The 20190-nt window shown below is 40.2% G+C and carries 16 protein-coding genes; 12 read left to right on the top strand and 4 right to left on the bottom strand.

Going from position 1 to position 20190, the window contains the following annotated elements; translation table 11 throughout:
* The first annotated feature begins 15 nt into the window (after positions 1 to 15).
* From porV to L0B18_RS11965, 9 genes are all read left to right on the top strand, one after another.
* Positions 16 to 1143, top strand: a complete 1128-nt coding sequence (porV, locus tag L0B18_RS12005; protein WP_234572023.1) for a type IX secretion system outer membrane channel protein PorV — start codon at positions 16 to 18, stop codon at positions 1141 to 1143.
* A 15-nt stretch (positions 1144 to 1158) separates the two neighbouring features.
* Entirely contained in the window at positions 1159 to 4338 is a 3180-nt protein-coding gene (locus tag L0B18_RS12000; RefSeq protein ID WP_234572022.1) for a T9SS type A sorting domain-containing protein, read from the top strand.
* A gap of 66 nt (positions 4339 to 4404) precedes the next feature.
* Positions 4405 to 7677, top strand: coding sequence for a TolB family protein (locus tag L0B18_RS11995; protein WP_234572021.1), 3273 nt, complete (start codon positions 4405 to 4407; stop codon positions 7675 to 7677).
* Positions 7674 to 8654, top strand: coding sequence for a DUF5683 domain-containing protein (locus tag L0B18_RS11990; RefSeq protein WP_234572020.1), 981 nt, complete (start codon positions 7674 to 7676; stop codon positions 8652 to 8654). The genes L0B18_RS11995 and L0B18_RS11990 overlap by 4 nt, the downstream gene beginning before the upstream one ends.
* Positions 8655 to 9482 carry a PASTA domain-containing protein gene (locus L0B18_RS11985; protein WP_234572019.1) on the top strand — a complete coding sequence of 276 codons (828 nt, stop codon included), beginning with the start codon at positions 8655 to 8657 and terminating at the stop codon, positions 9480 to 9482.
* A gap of 15 nt (positions 9483 to 9497) precedes the next feature.
* Entirely contained in the window at positions 9498 to 10187 is a 690-nt protein-coding gene (rpe, locus tag L0B18_RS11980; RefSeq protein WP_234572018.1) for a ribulose-phosphate 3-epimerase, read from the top strand.
* 71 nt (positions 10188 to 10258) lie between these two features.
* Positions 10259 to 11239, top strand: a complete 981-nt coding sequence (locus L0B18_RS11975; protein ID WP_370647587.1) for a PhoH family protein — start codon at positions 10259 to 10261, stop codon at positions 11237 to 11239.
* A 36-nt stretch (positions 11240 to 11275) separates the two neighbouring features.
* Positions 11276 to 12073 (top strand): MBL fold metallo-hydrolase, encoded by a 798-nt coding sequence (locus tag L0B18_RS11970; RefSeq protein ID WP_234572016.1) that lies wholly within the window; start codon positions 11276 to 11278, stop codon positions 12071 to 12073.
* Complete coding sequence (locus L0B18_RS11965; protein ID WP_234572015.1) at positions 12070 to 12861, top strand: purine-nucleoside phosphorylase; 792 nt, start codon at positions 12070 to 12072, stop codon at positions 12859 to 12861. The genes L0B18_RS11970 and L0B18_RS11965 overlap by 4 nt, the downstream gene beginning before the upstream one ends.
* Positions 12862 to 12865: 4 nt before the next feature.
* Here L0B18_RS11965 and L0B18_RS11960 read toward each other — a convergent pair whose 3' ends face one another.
* From L0B18_RS11960 to typA, 4 genes are all read right to left on the bottom strand, one after another.
* Positions 12866 to 13567, bottom strand: a complete 702-nt coding sequence (locus L0B18_RS11960; RefSeq protein WP_234572014.1) for a DUF3307 domain-containing protein — start codon at positions 13565 to 13567, stop codon at positions 12866 to 12868.
* 9 nt (positions 13568 to 13576) lie between these two features.
* Positions 13577 to 14200 (bottom strand): winged helix-turn-helix transcriptional regulator, encoded by a 624-nt coding sequence (locus L0B18_RS11955; RefSeq protein WP_234572013.1) that lies wholly within the window; start codon positions 14198 to 14200, stop codon positions 13577 to 13579.
* 114 nt (positions 14201 to 14314) lie between these two features.
* Positions 14315 to 15793, bottom strand: a complete 1479-nt coding sequence (locus tag L0B18_RS11950; RefSeq protein WP_234572012.1) for a hypothetical protein — start codon at positions 15791 to 15793, stop codon at positions 14315 to 14317.
* Positions 15794 to 15931: 138 nt separating this feature from the next.
* Positions 15932 to 17758 carry a translational GTPase TypA gene (typA, locus tag L0B18_RS11945; RefSeq protein WP_234572011.1) on the bottom strand — a complete coding sequence of 609 codons (1827 nt, stop codon included), beginning with the start codon at positions 17756 to 17758 and terminating at the stop codon, positions 15932 to 15934.
* Between the two features lie 312 nt (positions 17759 to 18070).
* Here typA and L0B18_RS11940 point away from each other — a divergent pair, with 312 nt between their 5' ends.
* The 3 genes from L0B18_RS11940 (at position 18071) to L0B18_RS11930 (ending at position 20125) form a co-directional block, all read left to right on the top strand.
* Positions 18071 to 18847 (top strand): SDR family oxidoreductase, encoded by a 777-nt coding sequence (locus tag L0B18_RS11940; protein WP_234572010.1) that lies wholly within the window; start codon positions 18071 to 18073, stop codon positions 18845 to 18847.
* 140 nt (positions 18848 to 18987) lie between these two features.
* On the top strand, positions 18988 to 19605 hold the full coding sequence (locus L0B18_RS11935) for a CPBP family intramembrane glutamic endopeptidase (RefSeq protein ID WP_234572009.1): 618 nt from the start codon (positions 18988 to 18990) through the stop codon (positions 19603 to 19605).
* Between the two features lie 94 nt (positions 19606 to 19699).
* Positions 19700 to 20125, top strand: a complete 426-nt coding sequence (locus L0B18_RS11930) for a secondary thiamine-phosphate synthase enzyme YjbQ (RefSeq protein ID WP_234572008.1) — start codon at positions 19700 to 19702, stop codon at positions 20123 to 20125.
* Positions 20126 to 20190: the final 65 nt, after the last annotated feature.

Raw genomic sequence — 20190 nt, 5'->3', positions numbered from 1 at the left:
CTTAGTACTCACGTTATGAAAAAGATTTTCTTCACTCTTACAGCACTTCTACTACTCCCCGCTTTTGTAGTTAAAGCCCAGGTTGGAATAACCGCTGTTCCCTTTTTGCAAATTGAACCCGATTCCCGGGCAACGGGTATGGGTAACACGGGAGTTGCTGTAGCAGATAATGCGTCGGCAATATTTTGGAATCCTGCAGGACTCGCTTTTCAGAATCAAAACCAGATCAGTGTAACTCATGCAAACTGGCTTCCTGCTTTTAATGCAGATCTGTTTTATGATTATCTCGTGGGAACTTATTATGTGGAAGACATTGGCACCATTGGCGGACACATCACGTTTCTCAATCTCGGCGAGCAAATCCGAACAGATGAAACAGGACTGGAACTCGGGCGTTTTAACAGTTTTGAAATTTCAGCCGGTCTCTCCTATGGTTTCCGCATTTCGGATAACTTCTCTCTCGGAACCGGATTAAGATACATCTACAGTTCACTTGCGGACGGTAGTGTTAGTGGTCAGGACATTAGTCCGGGATCAAGTGTCGGCATTGACCTTGCAGCACTTTATAAAACCAACCCGTTCCAGGTAGCTAACAGACAGGCGACTTTTAATGCCGGATTTAATCTTTCAAACATTGGACCGGGCATACAATACACAGACAATGCCCAGAAAGATCCCCTTCCAACCGTGATGCGCTTAGGCTGGGCTTACACCATGGATATTGATGCAAATGGTATCAATACGCTCACACTCTCCAATGACATTTCAAAGATCATGGCTCGTAACGAGCGTATCAGTGACGATCCTGAAAATCCTGAATATGAAACAATGGGAGTCCTCGAAGCCCTGTTTAATTCATGGGGTTCCTATGACAGATTCAATGGCACTGAAACCGTTAGCGTTGGTCTTGGCCAGCAATTAATGTATGGATTTGGACTTGAGTATTGGTACGATCAGCTTTTTGCCTTGAGAACAGGATATTATTACGAACATCCTGAAAATGGAAACAGGGAATTTATAACCCTGGGAGCCGGACTTCGGTACAATATTTTCGGAGTGGATTTCAGCTATATCTACACACTTGAGGACGATCACCCTCTTGCAAACACGATCCGGTTAAGCGTTCTGATGAATTTTAGGTAAGATCTTCTCTTTTGGATGACATATTTAACTTCAAGAAGCAGTGGTATATCTATTTTATCACTGCTTTTTTTATTTCTTTTCTGGATCGATAATGCATCCGCGCAGGTTCAAATCAAACCGAATCTCGCTTCATTTTCTCAATATTCCCCCCCTCAAAAAACTATTTCTGCCCCTGATGATTTAAAAATTATCGGGGTGATGGTAGAATTTCTTCCGGACACCAATCGCTTTACATCAGGTAATGGAACATTTGGCCCTGGCAGCATTCCTTACCTTGAAGATCCCGGAACAAATATCGATGCTCTTCCTCACGATCACAGCTATTTTGAAGCTCATCTTGAATTCACCAAAAACTATTTTGAAACTGTTTCAGGTGGTAAAATTTCGATTGATTTTGAAGTTCTACCAGAAGTTTATCAGCTAAACAAAAGGATGGAAGAATACTCCCCGACCGGTGAAAATCCTGATCTGTCGAGTATGGCTGAGTTAGTGACTGATGCCTGGACAATGGTAGGTGAATCGAATGCAATCATAAACAACTTTACCGAAGCCGATAACATTGCATTCGTAATCTTCCATGCGGGTGTGGGACGTGACATCGAACTTACAGGAACAAACCTTGACAAAACTCCCCAGGATTTACCTTCTTTTTATTTAAGCAGAGAAACTCTTTCCCGGTTTTTGGATGATCCGTCTTTCTCCGGTTTTCCAATTAACAATGGCAATCTGTTAGTGAGCAATTCACTCATAATCCCCAGAACACTTACAAGGGCCGGCACAGATGCTGCTGATGACCGATTCCTGTTATCCCTTTCCATAAACGGACTTTTAACCGCACAAATCGGAAGCCATCTTGGCTTACCAGATCTGTTTGATACAAATACGGGCCAATCGGGTATTGGCCGATTTGGTTTGATGGACGGTGCCGGAATATTCTCCTACAACGGCCTGTTCCCACCGGAACTTTCGGCTTGGGAAAAAACCTACCTCGGATGGTCTGTCCCCTTTTCCGTTGAATATGATGAAGAAAATCCGATTCATTTGCCCGCAGCCAACCTTCATCAGGAGCAAAGTATTTCCAAAGTTTCAATATCCAATGAAGAATACTTTCTTATCGAAAATCGCCATCGTGACCCTGATGGAAACGGAATTACTCTGACAATTAAAAAAAATGACGGGAGTTACGTTCAGCAAACATTTACAAACAACGACACAGAATTTACAAATCAAGAATTCGGATTTGATGAATTGCTGGAACCCGGTGTGGTTGTATCTGCAAGCAATTATGATTTTTCGCTCCCGGGCGGATTTATCTCTGATCTGGAAACTGATGATACATTAAATGGTGGAATTCTAATCTGGCATATTGACGAAGGCATCATCCGAGAAAAAATGGATACAGGAGGCGTTAATAATAATGCGGATCGCAGAGGAATAGATCTTGAGGAAGCAGACGGAGCCCAGGATATTGGCCGCCCAACCTCTATCGGGCTGTTTCAAAATGAAGTAAATGGATCTCCTTATGATTTCTGGTGGTCAGGCAACAACGCCAGTGTTATTATCCAATCAGACACCCTTCAATTTTACAACAACCGATTCAGCCCGGAAACCACTCCCACAAATAATAGTAATTCGGGTGCTCCCTCCTATTTCGAAATCTATAATATTTCAGACAACCTGCCGGTTGCAAGTTTTGAGATTCGACCTGTTCAGCCTTTCCCTGGTATTTATGAGCTTTGGGATTCAAAATCAGATATGAATATCACCGCTTTTTCGGATGCCGAAAATGAGTATTGGAAACGATATCCACTTGCAGTTCAAACAATTACAGTTGTTAATAATGATTGGATTTTAATCCCGGGATATGATGGTATTCAATTTTATCAGCCGAATGATAAACATCTTTCTGAGCAACTGATTTCTGTAAACACTCTTCAGCAACCGTTCATCAATAACGACCTATTTACAGTGGCCGGATTACCTGGAGAAACTGGAAATATTGAGTTATCTATTTATCAGTTCCATGAAGAAAGTATTTCTGAGGAATCCCAATTTACCATTCAATCAAACTCTGCATTTATCAGTTCATTCGAGACAAACATTCTTGATATTGATGGCACAACCGACAGAATTGATCTGTCAAACAATGAAATTTTGAGCACAAACAACGCCGTTCAGTTCTCTGAAAAAATTGGCGATTACCAATCAAAAATTGAGAATGGTTCACTCATTCTAAATCATCCGGGGGGATCTGAAACTTTTGTCATCAATCAAAAAAATGAAGATGAAAGGTTTTATACTGGATTAATTCAAGCGCCGAATGACCAGGTATTCTTCTACCTTCTTGAGGATGGCCAACTTTCCGTTTTTAGTCCGGATGAAAACTATCAGACTAAGAAAGTGATTCATAAATCCGGTTTCATCGACTGGCCGGCATTTGTTGATTTCAATCAAGACAGCCAACTGGATTTTTTATTTATTGATTATACGTCAAACCAGGTAATTGCAAAGAATAAGAATGGGGCATTCCTTCCGTCATTTCCTATTTCCGCACCTGCTGAAACCCGTTTTACAGGAACACCAATCGTTGCAGATTTGAATGGAGATAACAATAATGAGTTTATCATTACCGGATACGATAATTACTCCATGAATCTGTATGCATTTGACCAACATGGTGAGTTAATTGATGGATTTCCATTATATGTTGGAGGAATTGAAAATGAAGAATCTCAACCCATTCATCCGCTTATTTCAGGAAATAAATTAATTGCTGTTAGTCATACGGGAGATTTGAAAGTTTGGGAATTTAAGAATTTGAAGAATCTCCAGTGGAAGTCGAAATATGGAAATCAAACCAGGAATAAAATATCCGGATTCATCAATTCCGATGCGCCGTCGAATCCTCAGCTCTCATTATTAAATGATGAAGAGACATACAATTGGCCGAATCCTGCGACGGACGAAACTCAAATCAGATTTCAAACCCGTGAACCTGCTGAGATTCAAATCAAAATATTGACGATGAGTGGCCGGGTCATCGGCAATCATACTTTTCAAAGTAAAGGTGGTATAGCTGAGGAGATTTTGCTGGACACATCCAGCTGGGCCAGTGGTGGATATTTTGCACTTATTGAAGCCAAATCTGATGGAATCACGGAGAGGAAACTGATTAAAATTGCAATTGCCCGATAAGTGAAAAGATTTATTACATATCATTTTTACCTTTGCTTGATCTTAAGCGTATTTCCATTGCACTTGATGGCGCAAATCTCTCCTTCAGACATTGAATTTTCTTACAATCATCTCCCCTGGTACACGATTGAAGGCGAACATTTCTTCATTCATTACCAGGAAGGAAGTGAAACTACAGCCGGCGTTGCCTCTTTGGTCGCTCAAGAGATTTACACACCTATCACAGAACTTTATGAATATGAACCCGGCCGGAAAGTCAGCATTGTTTTGAGAGACAGAGAAGATTACTCCAATGGGGCCGCTTATTTTTTTGATGATAAAATTGATATTTGGATTCCACCACTGGATACGCCTCTGCGCGGAACTCATCAATGGTTGCGAAATGTCATCACACACGAATTTACTCATATTGTGCAAATGGGGGCTTCTATGAAACGTCCACCCATCATTCAATCCATCTACTTTCAATGGCTTTCTTATGAAGATGTCCGCCGCCCGGATGTGCTTTATGGATCACCCAATGGCATTATTACTCATCCATTCTCCACAGCCAGTATTCCTGCTTGGTTTTCGGAAGGAACGGCTCAATACATGCGGGAAAATATCTATTACGATTACTGGGATAGCCACCGGGATATGATTCTTCGCATGAATATTCTCTACAACAATACTCTCAATTTTGTTGAGATGGGCCATTTCAGTTCGAAAACGAGTATTGAAAGAGAAACGGTTTACAACCAGGGATTTGACTTTGTGAGCTATTTAGCGGATCGATTCGGTGAGAAAACAATCGCTGAACTTGCATGGGAGTCGTCTGAAGGAAGTGATAATTTTGGAACGGTGATGGAAGCCGTAACAGGTGTACCGGGTAAAGAATTGTATGAAGAGTGGATTCGTGATCGGAAAGAAAAATATGTAAAGCAAGTTGAGGGAATTGAACCCGGAGAAATAGTTACGATCGAAAAACGTGGATTTATGAATTTCTATCCTCAATACGATCCAAACGAAAAGATATTCGCTTATTTAACGAATCGTGAGCGTGATTATGGAACCACTCAACTCCTCATTCAAACACCGGATTCTACACTTGAAGTGGATGAATTCACAAATCCGATGTTGGATAACTCCACTCAGAATCATTCATTGGGCATTTATGATCAATCGGGGTTAGCTATCGATTTTGTTGGAAACCGTTTCAGCTTTTCTCCAGACGGGAAAAAAATTGTGTACAGTAAAACAGCCACAAATAAAGTCGGAGAACAATATCACGATATTTACATTTTTGAAATCGACTCTCTGAAGAACCGGAAAATCACGAAAGACGCACGCATACAAGATCCTTCCTGGCATCCGTCCGACAGCCTGATTGCTGGCGTTCAACTTAAACAGGGAACACAAAATATTGTGCTTTTAGAACCCGGTGAAAATAAAATAAAACAGCTCACAAATTTCACCAAAGGAGAAACCATTTATACACCTGTTTGGTCTCCTGAAGGCGATATAATTTACTTTTCCTCTGCAGATTTGAACAACCGAAATCTCTATGAAATTGATGTTGAATCCGGTGAAATAACTCCCCTATTTCGTGATGAGCGGACAGATTTCAGAGATCCGTGGATGGATGCTGAAGGCGATTTTTTATATTTCTCGTCCGATGCAAATGGAATTTTCAACATTTACCGGAAGCGCACCGATCAAAATTCTATTCAGAAAATCACCAATGTTTATGGTGGGGCATTTATGCCATTCGCTTCGAAAGACTCTCTGTTCTTTTCTGAATACAAAGCCAGTGGTTATAAAATTTCTGCAATTCCACTGCCTGAATTTCGGAAAACGCATCAAATAAATGATTTGGTTCAAACTGAAAGAGATCAATCATTATCAGGTATCGCTGCTTATGATAATGTCCGCGATCTGTCACTCATTCACGATTCGTTAAAAGCATCCAACACCGAACAGAAAATCGTAATTGACGAAACATCTCTTTCTGATACCGATTTCACCTGGCGGCCCTATAGCCAAACCACAACCGGGCTTAGTATTATTCCTGTGGTTCGGTTTGATAATTATTCCAAACTGAAGGGAAGTAATATTCGATTGATCGGAGACGGAAAATTCGGAGACGTTGGAAAAAACCTCATCAGAGATTTTAAGGCAGGAGCTTACTTCACGTCAAGAGAGGTAACTGAAAGACTCAGTATTTTCGGTGGCGCCATGTTTGGATGGGGTTCACTGGAAGCGGAAAGCTTTTCTGATTTTATCTCCCCCAACCGCCTGAATAATCTCGATCGTGATATGTTTATAATTATCGATCAAAGGGGAATTCCGTTTATCAAAAGAAGTTGGTCTCCCACCATCAGTCTCGAAGTTTATAATCTTAAGAGAAATGTTCGGGATGGAATCAGCATTGAAGAATTTCCGTGTACCTCTTGTTTTCCCATTCAAAAATCTATTGATATTCGTTACAATGTTTGGGAAGCCAACCTTTTCCTGAGAAGTAAACTAAATCAATGGAGTTTGTTTGAACTGGGAGCCTCTTATTCTCCTTACAGCGTTGCGACAGATGGTTTCTTTTCCGATGAATACAATGAGTTTATTCCAGGTTCAACAACAGAATACTTCAAAGGAGCTTCTTATTCGGCTTCATATTATGTAGATACAAGAGTTCCCTCACGCCATACCGATATTGCTACCGAGGGTGCAATGGCGACTACAACATTTCGCGTTGAAAACGGACGTTTGCTACAGGAATTTGAAATAGAAGACGGTTCACTCTCACCAGTCTATTCTAAAAAGACAAACTACTCAATAGAATTAAAAAATCAGTTTGGTGGTTCTTTGGGTGATAAATTTCACACAATGTTAACCACCCGAATTTTCAGTTACTTTAATGAGCAAGAAGACTATTTTTATCTTGATTATGTCGGTGGATTAACAGGAATGCGTTCATATCCCTATTTTGCAATTGGTGGCCAACGCACGGCATGGGGACGGCTTTCTCTTCTGACACCCATTAAAAGAGATATCAATAAACAGATAGGAGCTTATTCTTTAGATAAACTTTATGCGCATTTATTCTTTGAAGCCGGCAATGGATGGGGAGGTCCGCTGGACATAGGAACCAATATAAAAACCGGGATTGGAACTGAATTGAGGTTTGCTTTAAATAGTTATTATCTTTTCCCACTTAAATTCTTTATAAGTACAACGTATGGTTTCAGTCGATTTAACGTTACATTGCCAGACCAATTTATATCCACATCATCTGAAAACTCTTTAAATTACGGCAAGGAATTACTTATTTACTTTGGTTTAACCTTTGATTTCAATCAGTTTTGAAAATTCCATTACTTTGCATAATCATCCTGCTGCTATCAATCCGTGCAAATGCTCAGGAGTTGGCTTCTTTGGGTGATGACCCGATTGTTGAAGTTAAAACAAATAATCAGGCCCAGAATAAAAACTACTATGTAGTCACCCCTCTCCTTCTTAGGGAATCTGCCGTTCAATCCTATGAAGAAGAATATGCTATCCGAAATGGAAGTAAATTTCATGCTTTCTTCAGTTCTTTGGTTATGCCTGGTTCCGGACAAATAAAGAATAATAGTTGGTGGAAAGCAGGTCTGTTTCTTGGTGTAGAGGTTGCATCAGTGTATTTATTTGTGGATAACCGAAATAAAGCACGAAATGGAGAAAGAGACTTTGAAAAGTGGGCCAACAGAAACTGGAGTGTTGTAGAATACTCTAATTGGTTGGTAAGATATCATGAGGTTAATGACCTCGATAATCCTCACATTGATGAATTACGTGAAATGGTAGAGGGTGAAGAAGCAACGTTTAATATTCAAACAGACTGGGAAAAGATTGATTTGAATGTTTTACGGGCTGTTGAACGAAACACACTTTATATCACATCAGACGCCCAAATAAACAGTAATTTCTCACACACCTTACCCGACTACGGAAGTCAGCAATATTACGAATTACTTTCCAAATACTATCAATACCAGGCGGGCTGGAAAGACTATAATGATTTCCATGATACTATTGGCCATACCGATATTTTTTATGACGACAGATATCAAATAGACAGAGGGGGTGCGTATGCAAGTCCATTTTTCTACCAGGGAGCTCAAATCGGAGATCAATTTAATACTGATTTCAGACGCGGCGGATATTTTGTATCCATCTTGATTGCCAATCATATTATTTCGGCGTTTGATGCATATTTTACACTAAAAGTGAAACAAAACAGGCTATTGGCAACTTCAAGCGTTGTACCCGGTAAGCAATTCACTTTAACCTATCGTTTTTAGATGGATCGTTTTATTGAAAAACTAAAATTAATTCTTCGAGACAGAAGATTATACATCTTTCTTGGAAGCCTGATTGCTCTCGGTTTGGTAGTGGCACTTTTGTTGGATTTTCTCATCATGCCGACTTATACCAATTACAATGAAGGGGTCACCGTCCCGGATGTCACAAAAATATCGCTCGACGAGGCTGCTGAACTATTGGATGAATATGGCCTCAGGCATGAAGTACTTGACCGCCGTGCACATTCTGCATATCCTGCAAATTACATTATTGATCAGTCCCCATCTCCGCAACAAATTGTAAAACCAAACCGCAAAATCTATCTGACTGTCAATACAGCTCAGACCCCACAGACTGTTGTACCTGATGTAGTAAATATGTCTTTAAGAAATGCTGAAATTCAGCTTGAAAACCATGGATTGACGGTAGGTACAAAAAGTTATGAATCATCCCGATTTAGAAATACCATTTTAAGGCAATCCGTGGCTCCCGGAGATTCCGTTGCCCGTGGTACCGTTGTAAATCTTGCGGTAAGTGATGGATTGGGATCGCGTATTGTTGAGGTCCCTGATATTGTAGGTATGCGTTTGTCAGAAGCTCAACAAAACATAACAAGAGCTGGTTTGCGCGTGGGTGAAGTTCGCTTCCAGCCAAGTCGCGAGTATACACCCAACACGGTTATCTCATTCACTCCAAATGAAGAACAACTCACCGAAGGCGAATCCCTTCAGCTTGTAGTTGCTGAACGTTTCGATGCCCGTGAAGAAAGCGAATCCGGAGCTATAATTGATGATTCGACATCTACCAGCTCTCAAAATCAAAACTGAACCAATTAGCATAAAATGAATTTTAATCTTCCCGTTCTGGCTCCATCGATTCTTGCGGCAGACTTTTCCAGACTGGGCGATCAAATCTCAGAGTGTACTGACCACGGCATCCAATGGATCCATTGTGATATCATGGATGGCCACTTTGTACCCAATATCAGCTTTGGACCCGGAATGGTGAAAACTGTGCGCTCCCTTACTCCTGAAGCATTTCTTGATGTTCATTTAATGATGGAAAACCCGGACCTCTTCATTGACGATTTTGCAGATGCCGGAGCAGATCTCATTTCTGTACATTATGAAACCTGTCCGCATCTTCACAGAACAATTCAGAATATCAAAGAAAACGGATGCATGACTGGAGTTGTAATTAATCCGGCAACAAGCGTGGATTTACTTGTACCTATCCTCGTCGATGTAGACCTGGTGTTGATTATGACCGTCAATCCCGGTTTTGGAGGACAAGCGTTTATTGAAAGCAGTTATGATAAAATTGTTCAGCTCACCGCATTAAGAGATCAGTTGCAGCTTTCCTTTCTGATTGAAGTGGACGGAGGCGTGGGAACAAAAAATGCCAAGAAACTTGTTTCTAAAGGAGTAGATGTCTTAGTGGCCGGAAGTAGTGTTTTTAAGGCCGATAACATCCCCAATGCAATAACAACATTAGAGAAAGCTGCTCGATCAGGTTCAAACACAGTGGCTTAAGTAATCACAAATATTTGTTATTTTTGATTTGTTAACTATAAAGGACTGTATTTATCGAAACATCACAACAAATTTCAGAAGAAACTCTTTTCATTGAGGATATTGAACCGGTTGTTCTGTTGGGATTTTCAGATGAACATCTCAATCAGCTTGATCGGGCTTTTCCATCCACAAAAATTACCGCACGGGGAAACCGTGTAAAAATCCTTGGGCCGGAATCAGATGTAGAATCCGTCCGGGAAATAATAGAGGAGATGATTCGCCTCGCCAAACGCAATGGCCAGATTCAACAAAGTGATCTTTCTACGCTATTGGCACTTGCTGATAAATCTGAAAGGGGCAAATCTAAGATGTGGGCACCGCCAGAAGATACCGATACAGGCGATACGATTTTGCACACATTTACCGGTGAGGCTATAACCGCCAAAACCGCAGGTCAGCGGGAAATTGTCAAATCATCCGAAAAAAATGATATCCTGTTTGCAATTGGTCCTGCAGGAACCGGCAAAACGTATACCTCGGTTGCACTTGCAGTAAGAGCATTAAAAGAACGCAAGGTAAAAAAAATTATTCTTGCAAGGCCCGCTGTCGAAGCCGGTGAAAATCTTGGCTTTCTTCCGGGTGATCTTAAGGAAAAAATTGATCCTTATCTCCGCCCCCTCTACGATGCTCTTGAAGAAATGATTGAATTCGACAAGCTTGAATTTCAGCTTGCAAAGAATATCATTGAAATTGCTCCATTAGCCTATATGCGTGGACGTACTTTAAACAATGCCTTTGTAATATTGGATGAGGCTCAAAATGCCACCAATACTCAGATGAAAATGTTTTTAACACGAATCGGGTTTAACAGCCGTGCAATCATTACAGGTGATGTCACGCAAACCGACCTTCCCAGAAAACAGGAATCCGGACTTGTATCCATTCAAAAAATTCTCCAGGGAATACATGGGATTTCTTTCGTTTATCTCGACCAAAATGATGTTGTTCGCCACAAATTGGTCCGGGATATCATTGAGGCATACGAAAAATTCGAAAACAGAAATAAATAAAGCAGTCTGTTTGACAGCAGATCTCTTGGTTGTAATATGAATAACAAAACACTTGTAAGCTCTCTGTATGAGGGAACGTTTTCAGTAGGGAGAGATGAAGAATTTGAAAGAATTACGAAAAGTGATCCTCCAAATAAAGGCGCTCTTAAACTTTCAATCAATCCTTTTCTGATTCAAAAGGAAAATCATAACATTCTCTTTGATGCCGGAATAGGTGACTTGTTTGGAGAGGATTCGTCCATTGATACCATGCACAATAATCTCGCTGAACATTCTCTGAATGAATATGATATTACAGATATTTTCATCAGTCATCTTCATTTTGATCACATGGGTGGACTGGCGAACAGAAAACACGGTTTTTGGGAATTAACGTTTCCGGATGCATCCATTTGGGTTTCAAAAGACGGATGGAAACGTTTACAGGAAACCATTGATGAGCATAATGAAGATGAAATCGAATTTTTTCACTTTGTTGACAATAAGGCTGATTTAAACTTTCTGGCAGAAGAAGACAATCCAATTCCACATGTAAGAGTTGAGCGAATTGGTGGCCACACAAAATTCCATCAGGTATTATTTTATGAAAATGGAGATGACCGTTATTTGATGGCCGGGGATGTAATTGGAACACGAGGAGCAATCAATAGAACGTATAAAGCCAAATATGATGAAGAACCAGAAAAAAGTCTGAAGAAAAGAGAAGAACTTCAGAAACTGGCTTTTGAGCAAAAATATACTATTATGGCTTATCACGAAACGGTTTCTCCATTGTTTAAACTGGTTTCACATGATCAAAAGAAAGGATACTCCATCGAAAATATTTCAGGATGAAATTTTCTGAGCCAACGTTCGAAGCGAAAAAATTTCTGGTAAAACAAGGCTTTCCTGAATCGTTTGAGGCAGCGGTAATTCTTGGTTCGGGCTTAAGTGGATTTACAGATTCAATAGATCATCCCGTAAAAGTTCCTTATCACACAATACCTCATTTCCCGGTTACTTCTGTCCACGGCCATGACGGAATGTTGATCTCCGGTAAAGTTAGAAATAAATCTGTTCTGATCTTTTCGGGCCGGTTTCATCATTACGAAGGATTTCCCTTTTCTACTACCGTCCTTCCCATCCACATCGCAAAAGAATTCGATGCAAATAAAGTCATAATTTCAAACGCTGCCGGAGCAGTAAATTCTCAGTTTAAAGTGGGAGATTTAATGGTCATCGATGATATTTTTCGACTTTTTCAAAAAATATCTATCAAACCTTCCAATACGTTTCGGTATAACCTTTACCCTGTTTCAGAAAGGGTTAGAGGAATCGCATCCTCTATCGGGTTAGATATCCAACGAGGCACATACCTCTATGTAAAAGGTCCGAATTATGAAACCAAAGCCGAAATTACTGCTTTTCAGCGGCTTGGGGTTGATGTGGTTGGCATGAGTACAGCACCCGAGTTAATGGAAGCTTCAAGACTTAAAATACCCGCAGCAGCGATATCCTTGGTTACGAATATGGCGGCCGGTCTTTCATCAGGGAAATTAGATCATTCTGAAGTGAAAGAAGCAGCCGAAAGCCGAAAGGAAGATTTTGCGAAGCTTGTTACTGAATTGATTGATCAGCTTTAAATTTCTAAAGCATATAAAATCTTGTACTCAAAAGCCCGGCAATAATTGCCATTAAAAAACTGAAGAGAGTTCCTATCAGAATATATTCAGTTAATTTTCGGTCTTTAGACTTTGTTAAATCTCCAAACCGAAAAACAGATTTAGCCGCCAATAAAAAACCAATCACCTGTGCATTTCCAGTCATAAAGGCAAGATAGACAAAAACCCTTTCCAGCATTCCGATATATTTACCCGCTCCGCGGAGAGACTCTTTCTGATCCAGTTCAATTTGTTCGTTCCACGGATCCATAATATACTGCATGATATACGAAGCTGGATATGTAAGAAAAAGCAATCCTGTTAACACAATCCAAAATTGGTCGCTTAGTCCGCCGATCATTGTCCCGCCCCAGAAGAAATTCCAGGCTAAAACGAGTACAAGAAGGTGAGCAACCTGGTCAGCCCCAAACCAGAAACCTTTCGTTTTTTCATTCTGAAAACTAAGTTTAAATCCATCAATAAAATAATGAGTAATCATAATGATAAGTGCAGCCGGCAATCCGCTAAAATCCCATAAAATCAACATCACCAATATAAAATGGATGAACACATGTAGGAACAAATGTGGCGAAAACCATTTTTTTCTCTCCTTACTTTCAATCCATTTAGCTCTTTGCAAGAAAAAATCGCCAATAATATGTGCGAGGATCAATTTTACTAGAATCATATCCTGAATTTAGTAGTACGGTTTGTTTTCAATTCTTTCTCGGAAATACTGCTCCATTTCCATGATTTCATAAATCGCTCCTCTTTTAATCCTGTCGTTCACAGAGGATTGTGCTATTCCAAGCTTCTCAGCAATTTCTACTTGGGTAATTCCTGAAATGCTAAACAGAAGTTCAGCAACTTCGGCAGAATTGCTTGTCCACGAATTCATTATAACTAATGCCAGTTTAAACATCATATTGAATTCTTTGTCAAAATCATTCCAAGGTGATTTTATTCCAAGATGGATTTTTTTCTCTTTTAATGCATCTAATAACTGGCCGGAGTAAACAAACGCTTCGCTATAGGCTTCACTAACTCGATTGGCATACACATCTTCCTTTCCAACGCCAATTGCCAGCCTTACATCAAGTTTTTTAGACTTTTGTTTTTTGATGACAGATTTAATGAGAATTGCAACTCTTACCGCATCTTTGGTAGCTACCGTTAATTGAAAGCTATCGCCTCTGTAGATCTCCCAATCTGCGGGGGAATCACCAAACTTTAAGAACAATTTTTTTAATGGATTTAACCAAATGTCTGGCTTTTCAACTGACTGTGAATATACGATATCTCCGGTTATTGTACTTTTCATACTTCAATATCGGTATTTTATTCGATATTTTCAATTTATCGTTTAATTTACCGATAATAATACATTATAGGCTAATTTATCGATAATAATACATTATAGGCTAATTTATCGATATTACAGCGGATTGGTTTGATTTCTATACTGAGCCAGATATTGATTTATTTTTACTTTTTTTCGAGTACTCTCACTGGTCATGTAACGGATTTTTCCAAAAATGGATCGCTCCTGCCAAGCCCTGTCAAAGCGGCCGAAGCACCAGAAAATTCCGGTGTAACTGTTCGGATCACGACCATCAATAGCATACGTATTATTCAAATCAATCAGGTACTTAAGAGCAGTTTCAGGATCAGGTGTCCATTCAATAACTTTTTTCCCCCATAGCATTCGCAAATAATTGTGGATGATCCCCTCCTCTCGAAGTTGTGTTTGAGCAGCATTCCAAAGTTCATCATGTGTCTTCGCTTCCGCCAGTTCATTGTATGAATAATTCCACTCCCTGGAATCGCCGCGATGCTCATTCAATGTATCACGGGCCCAATCCGGCAAACTATCAAACTGATCGTAATCCGGACGGTGGTGAGCAAAATGAAATCCCACTTCCCGCCATGTAATTAACTCATCCAGAAATTTCGAAATATTTGAATCCCCATTAAAAAACCCTTCTCTTGAACCGGCATTAAATGTTATTCGATCAAGACTCCAATCATCCGGTTGATGATCAAAAACGGCACGAACAATCTCGAAAACAGATACTTTTCCAAAATGTAGCCACGGGCTCAAGTGACTCGTTTTTTGTTCATCCGGATCATTTCTTTTGTCACCATAATCAAACAATCCATTAGAGATGAACTGCCCCAACATACCGAGACCGGCTTTACGAGTTCCCTCCCAATCTATCGGCTTGACGGAATGATTGATCTCCAGCTTAGAAACAAATGATTCAATCTCTGAAAGTGCTTCTTTACCGGAAGGATACTTGTCTGTGATTTCTGTCAACCCTCTGATTTTATCCGTGTGCTCAAGGTCATCCAGTGGATCTTTCTTTGGTGGATGAGTATATGCTTCCACGAAATGTTTCTGCATGATTTTTCTAAACAAGTATGCACTGTACGGATCTTTGTCCGTAATACCCAGCGGGATGATGCCATTACTGTCAACCGTGATATATGGAATATTTACTTTCCGGGAATATTTCTCATTGCTCTTTTTGATGATGAAAATCGGGAACTCATCAGAAATTATGATTGAAGCCCTGTCAAAAATTTCCATCACCATGCTATCAATTTGGCCGGGCTTTTGTTCACAAAACGTGAGGTAGTTGAGATCTTGTTTCTCCGCAAAATCCAAATGCTCTTTCATTCCCTGCATCATAAATGTATGTGAGCGATCAGTTGCCCAGCGGTAGTGGCATGAAAAAGCCTCGTAAATGAGAAGTGGTTTCCCAAGTTTGTTTGCCCAGCTAACCGCGTACTCCAAACCAAAATTGTAATGAAATCGTCGGGTATTCTGCATCCAGTAGACTACAAAATCGCCATCTTTATTTGGTTTATGATCGTTGTTATTAAAAACCCGGTAACTGTTAATATTCTTCATAGAGGGATCTGTTTTCAATTCCCTTTATCAACAACTGAAAACTATTTTCAATTCCTTGTCAAAAAAATAGTAGAAACAAAAAAGGCTCAGTCAAAAAATGACTGAGCCGCAAAAATCATCATTCAAAGCAGACTTTTATTACTGTTCTACAGCTTCTTTCTTTTTCTCTGCCCGCTTTCTGTCGTTATGATCCAGGTGCAATTTTCTAATTCTTAGACTTTCAGGAGTCACTTCAAGAAGTTCATCATTATCGATGAATTCAATGCACTGCTCTAGAGTCATTTTTTTAGCTTGAGAAATCTTAACTGAATCGGCTGTTTGAGTGGCGCGGTGATTGGTTAGATTTTTCTTCTTCACAACATTCACAACCAAATCATCCACACGGTTGTTCACTCCAACAACCTGTCCGGCATAAACAGGATTGCCAGGCTCAACAAGAAACTGACCCCGATCCTGTAATCCTTCCAGTGCATACGATGTAACATCACCCTGTTCAAGAGCAATCAGTGCACCTCGGGTTCGTCCCGGAATGTCTCCGGCAAACTCTTTGTACTCCGAAAATTGCTGATGCATAATACCTGTTCCGCGGGTTTCTGTTAACATTTCTCCACGAAAACCAATCAAACCTCTTGAAGGAACACTAAATTCAATCCGGTGATTTTCCCCTTCCTGGACCATCGATGTCATGATCCCTTTTCGTTTCTGGAGATTGTCAATCACTTTATTGCTGTAGTCCGAATGAACATCAATCACCACTTCCTCAAACGGTTCCTGGAGTTGACCATTCACTTCCCGATAAAGAACTTCGGGACGGGAAACAGCAAATTCATATCCTTCACGTCTCATGGTTTCCGTGAGAATAGCCAACTGAAGTTCTCCCCGGCCGGATACTTTAAAAATATCCGGATTATCTGTTTGTTCAACGTGGATGGATACATTTGTTCGAATCTCCTTCTGAAGGCGATCTTTGATCATATTCGATGTCACATAATCCCCTTCACGACCTGCAAAAGGTGAATTATTGACCCGAAAATACATTGCCATTGTTGGCTGATCGATATCGAAATATTCGATAGGTGTTGGATCGGAAATGTGTGTGAGAGTATCACCGATCTCAACGGCTTCATATCCGGCAAGTGCAAAAATATCACCGGCATTGGCCTGATCAACGGGTTCACGATTCAAACCGTTAAACGTAAACAACTTGGTAGCTTTTGCCTTTGCTTTTTGATTTCCCTTTCGGTCCATCAATACAATTTCCTGGTTGGTCTTGATGGTACCCTGCTCAACCCTGCCGATGGCAATTCGGCCAACATAATCATTCCAGTCAACACTGCTGACCAACATTTTAAAAGGTGAATCGGAAATTTGTTCTGGCGGTGGGATATGATTCACAATCAAATCAAACAATGGGGATAAATCTTTCCCCTCGTCTTCGAGTTCTGTTTTAGCAATTCCATCAATCCCAATCGCATAGAGAACTGGGAAATCCAATTGTTCGTCGGTTGCATCCAGAGAAACAAACAGGTCAAAAATCTCATTTAAAACAGCATCCGGCCGTGCATCTTTCCGGTCGATTTTATTGATAAGAACAATGGGGCGATAGTTAAGCGCCAGAGATTTTCTAAGAACAAATTTGGTTTGAGGAAGGGGCCCTTCAGCGGCATCCACCAGCAAAATTACACCATTTACCATTTTCAGGATACGCTCCACTTCTCCACCAAAATCAGCGTGGCCGGGAGTGTCTACAATATTGATTTTTGTATCCTTCCATTTTACAGCCGTGTTTTTTGAGCTGATGGTAATTCCCTTTTCTCTCTCAAGATCGCCGGAGTCCATCACCCGTTCGGCTACCTGCTGATTTTCTCTGAAGGTGCCGCTTTGCTTCAGCATTTGATCCACAAGCGTGGTTTTGCCGTGGTCTACGTGAGCGATGATGGCGATATTTCGTAATTGTTGTGACATTGTTTGAGATATAAGTCTGTGAAAATTCGAAGCCTTCAAGATACGGTTAATTCCGCCAAAATCGTATTCTTTTGCTTAAAATATTTTTACTCTCAAAAACTTGAAAATTCGAAAGACTAAAAATGTTTTACTGATCGATTTATTCCAAGACGGTTGTCCATTAGTATGATCTGAAAAACGCTTGTGTAATTCTCCAAATGAAGATTCAAATAAAGTTTATAGGAGTAGCAAAGCTACAATAAAACGGGTAGTTTCAAGTGATCAGATAAAGAATTCGTACACAAAAATTTGTAATGACAAAATCTTGAATTCATGGATTTAGAACTCACCAATCAACGGTTTATTATCTGCGGAGCCAGCAGCGGTTTTGGAGAAGCCATAGCCAGGCAACTTTTAAGAGAAGGAGCTGAATTAGTTTTAGTCGCCCGCCGTGGTGACTTGTTAAGGGAAAAATTTAAGGATTATAGTGGTAAGATTAACATCATTCAGGGAAGCCTGATTTATGATGATACTATCGATCAGATTGAAAAAGCTGCGAAATCAGGAGAATTGCATGGCGTACTTTTTAATGCAGGTGGTCCGCCTACCGGCACTCCACTTCAAACCGATATGAAAGACTGGGATTCATCATGGCAGCTCGTTATGCGCTGGAAAATTGACCTTGCCATCCGTCTTGCCCCCATACTCACAAAGAAAAACTATGGGCGTATGTTATTCATTGAAAGTCAGTCGGTAAAACAACCTCTGCCTTCATTGGTTCTAAGTAATTCATTCAGGGCGGGAGTTGTTGGCTTTGCAAAATCATTAGCACTTGAAATTGCTAAACAAGGAGTAACGGTAAACGTACTTGCACCCGGTTCTCATGAAACCCCTGCAATTGACCGTGTTATCAAAAATAATAGTAGCGTACAGGGAATAACCTATGATGAAGCCAAAAAAGAAATGGAAGAAAATGTTCCTGTTGGCCGGATGGGCAAGGCTGAGGAACTCGCATCCCTTGCTGCATGGCTTCTTTCCCCAAAAAGTGGTTATGTAACCGGACAAACCATCAGCCATGACGGAGGAGTAATAAAAGGAATCTTCGGGTAGCATCAACATCCTCCGATGCTGCCGAAATTTTTGACAGAGAAAGAAAGTTACGTGAAAAGCCAATTGATTAATCGATGGGAATCTCGATATGATAATAAGCTCTTAAGGAACTATCTGAGAATAAATAATTAAAAGCTATCATGATCAACGAATTAATCTCTGCCGTCCTGCAAATCCTGATTTTTGCCGCACTTCCTTTTGTTTTTTACCTGACAAAAATGAAAAAAACAGAAGGATTCTTTGACTATATCGGTCTGAAAAAATCGAACCCGGATGCCAATCTCTCTGCCATATTCTTGTCATTGCTGATTGCAGGACCTCTTCTACTTTTAAGTATGTACAACAGCGAATTCTTTGGGATTATGAGTGATCCAAGCAGTATGACAGGTAAGTTTCGGCAAATGGAATTCAATGCTGAATCTGTAATCATTTTAATTGTAGGCGCTGTTTTTAAAACCTCACTTGCTGAAGAAATCCTCTTCAGGGGATTTATTGCCAAGAGACTCATTGCCCTTACAAACTACAAAATTGGCAATATTTTACAGGCTGTACTTTTCGGTTTGATTCATTCGGCCCTGTTTCTTTTTGTGACAGACAGTTTCTTTTTTCTGATGGTTATTTTTCTCTTTCCAGCTATTGCTTCATACATAAAAGTATATCTGAATGAGAAAGTAGCAGATGGTAGCATTATCCCCGGGTGGATTGCACATGCCATTGCAAATCTGCTGGCTTATTCAACGATTGGATTTATGATTTAATCAACCATATTGAACAAACCCCTGAAGGATCGATTTCTAAACTACTTGTTGTTTTTAATTTTTAAAATGAAAACCGAATTCAAAAGCTTTACAAATGTGGTATCAAAAAGAAATTACACTTTCTCCGAAATCTAGAGGCTTTCATTTAATCACCAATGAAATTACTTCTCAGCTTGAAAAGCTGAATGAGATAAAAACAGGATTGGCTCATATTTTCATCAAACATACCAGTGCCGGTTTGACGATCAATGAAAACGCCGATCCATCAGTTCGCCGCGATTTTGAAACCCACTTCAACCGAATGGTCCCCGAAGACATGTCTTTATTTGAACACACACTTGAAGGAGCTGACGACATGACTTCCCATTTAAAAAGTTCTATTCTGGGTCACTCCGTAACCGTGCCAATAAAAAATGGGCGGTTCAATTTGGGTACCTGGCAGGGAATTTATCTTTGTGAACACAGAAATCGTGGTGGATCAAGAAAACTGGTTGTAACTCTGAATGGTGAAAAAAAGTGAAATTTTTTTAATCTGATTAATGGTCTCATTTGTGTATGTTGGCTTTGCAGATGTGCATTTCTGTC

Source organism: Rhodohalobacter sp. 614A, from assembly GCF_021462415.1.
Lineage (GTDB): Bacteria > Bacteroidota > Rhodothermia > Balneolales > Balneolaceae > Rhodohalobacter.
The sequence above is the reverse complement of the archived record's forward strand: the minus strand, read 5'-3'. Positions and strand labels throughout refer to the sequence as shown.

What these genes read in the sequence shown, in the direction of transcription:
- L0B18_RS11960 (WP_234572014.1), bottom strand. Translation starts at nt 13,567, where the DNA reads ATGATTCTAGTAAAATTGATCCTCGCACATATTATTGGCGATTTTTTC.
- L0B18_RS11940 (WP_234572010.1), top strand. Translation starts at nt 18,071, where the DNA reads ATGGATTTAGAACTCACCAATCAACGGTTTATTATCTGCGGAGCCAGC.
- L0B18_RS12000 (WP_234572022.1), top strand. Translation starts at nt 1,159, where the DNA reads ATGACATATTTAACTTCAAGAAGCAGTGGTATATCTATTTTATCACTG.
- typA (WP_234572011.1), bottom strand. Translation starts at nt 17,758, where the DNA reads ATGTCACAACAATTACGAAATATCGCCATCATCGCTCACGTAGACCAC.
- L0B18_RS11970 (WP_234572016.1), top strand. Translation starts at nt 11,276, where the DNA reads ATGAATAACAAAACACTTGTAAGCTCTCTGTATGAGGGAACGTTTTCA.
- L0B18_RS11955 (WP_234572013.1), bottom strand. Translation starts at nt 14,200, where the DNA reads ATGAAAAGTACAATAACCGGAGATATCGTATATTCACAGTCAGTTGAA.
- L0B18_RS11985 (WP_234572019.1), top strand. Translation starts at nt 8,655, where the DNA reads ATGGATCGTTTTATTGAAAAACTAAAATTAATTCTTCGAGACAGAAGA.
- rpe (WP_234572018.1), top strand. Translation starts at nt 9,498, where the DNA reads ATGAATTTTAATCTTCCCGTTCTGGCTCCATCGATTCTTGCGGCAGAC.
- L0B18_RS11930 (WP_234572008.1), top strand. Translation starts at nt 19,700, where the DNA reads ATGTGGTATCAAAAAGAAATTACACTTTCTCCGAAATCTAGAGGCTTT.
- L0B18_RS11950 (WP_234572012.1), bottom strand. Translation starts at nt 15,793, where the DNA reads ATGAAGAATATTAACAGTTACCGGGTTTTTAATAACAACGATCATAAA.
- L0B18_RS11935 (WP_234572009.1), top strand. Translation starts at nt 18,988, where the DNA reads ATGATCAACGAATTAATCTCTGCCGTCCTGCAAATCCTGATTTTTGCC.
- porV (WP_234572023.1), top strand. Translation starts at nt 16, where the DNA reads ATGAAAAAGATTTTCTTCACTCTTACAGCACTTCTACTACTCCCCGCT.
- L0B18_RS11965 (WP_234572015.1), top strand. Translation starts at nt 12,070, where the DNA reads ATGAAATTTTCTGAGCCAACGTTCGAAGCGAAAAAATTTCTGGTAAAA.
- L0B18_RS11995 (WP_234572021.1), top strand. Translation starts at nt 4,405, where the DNA reads ATGGCGCAAATCTCTCCTTCAGACATTGAATTTTCTTACAATCATCTC.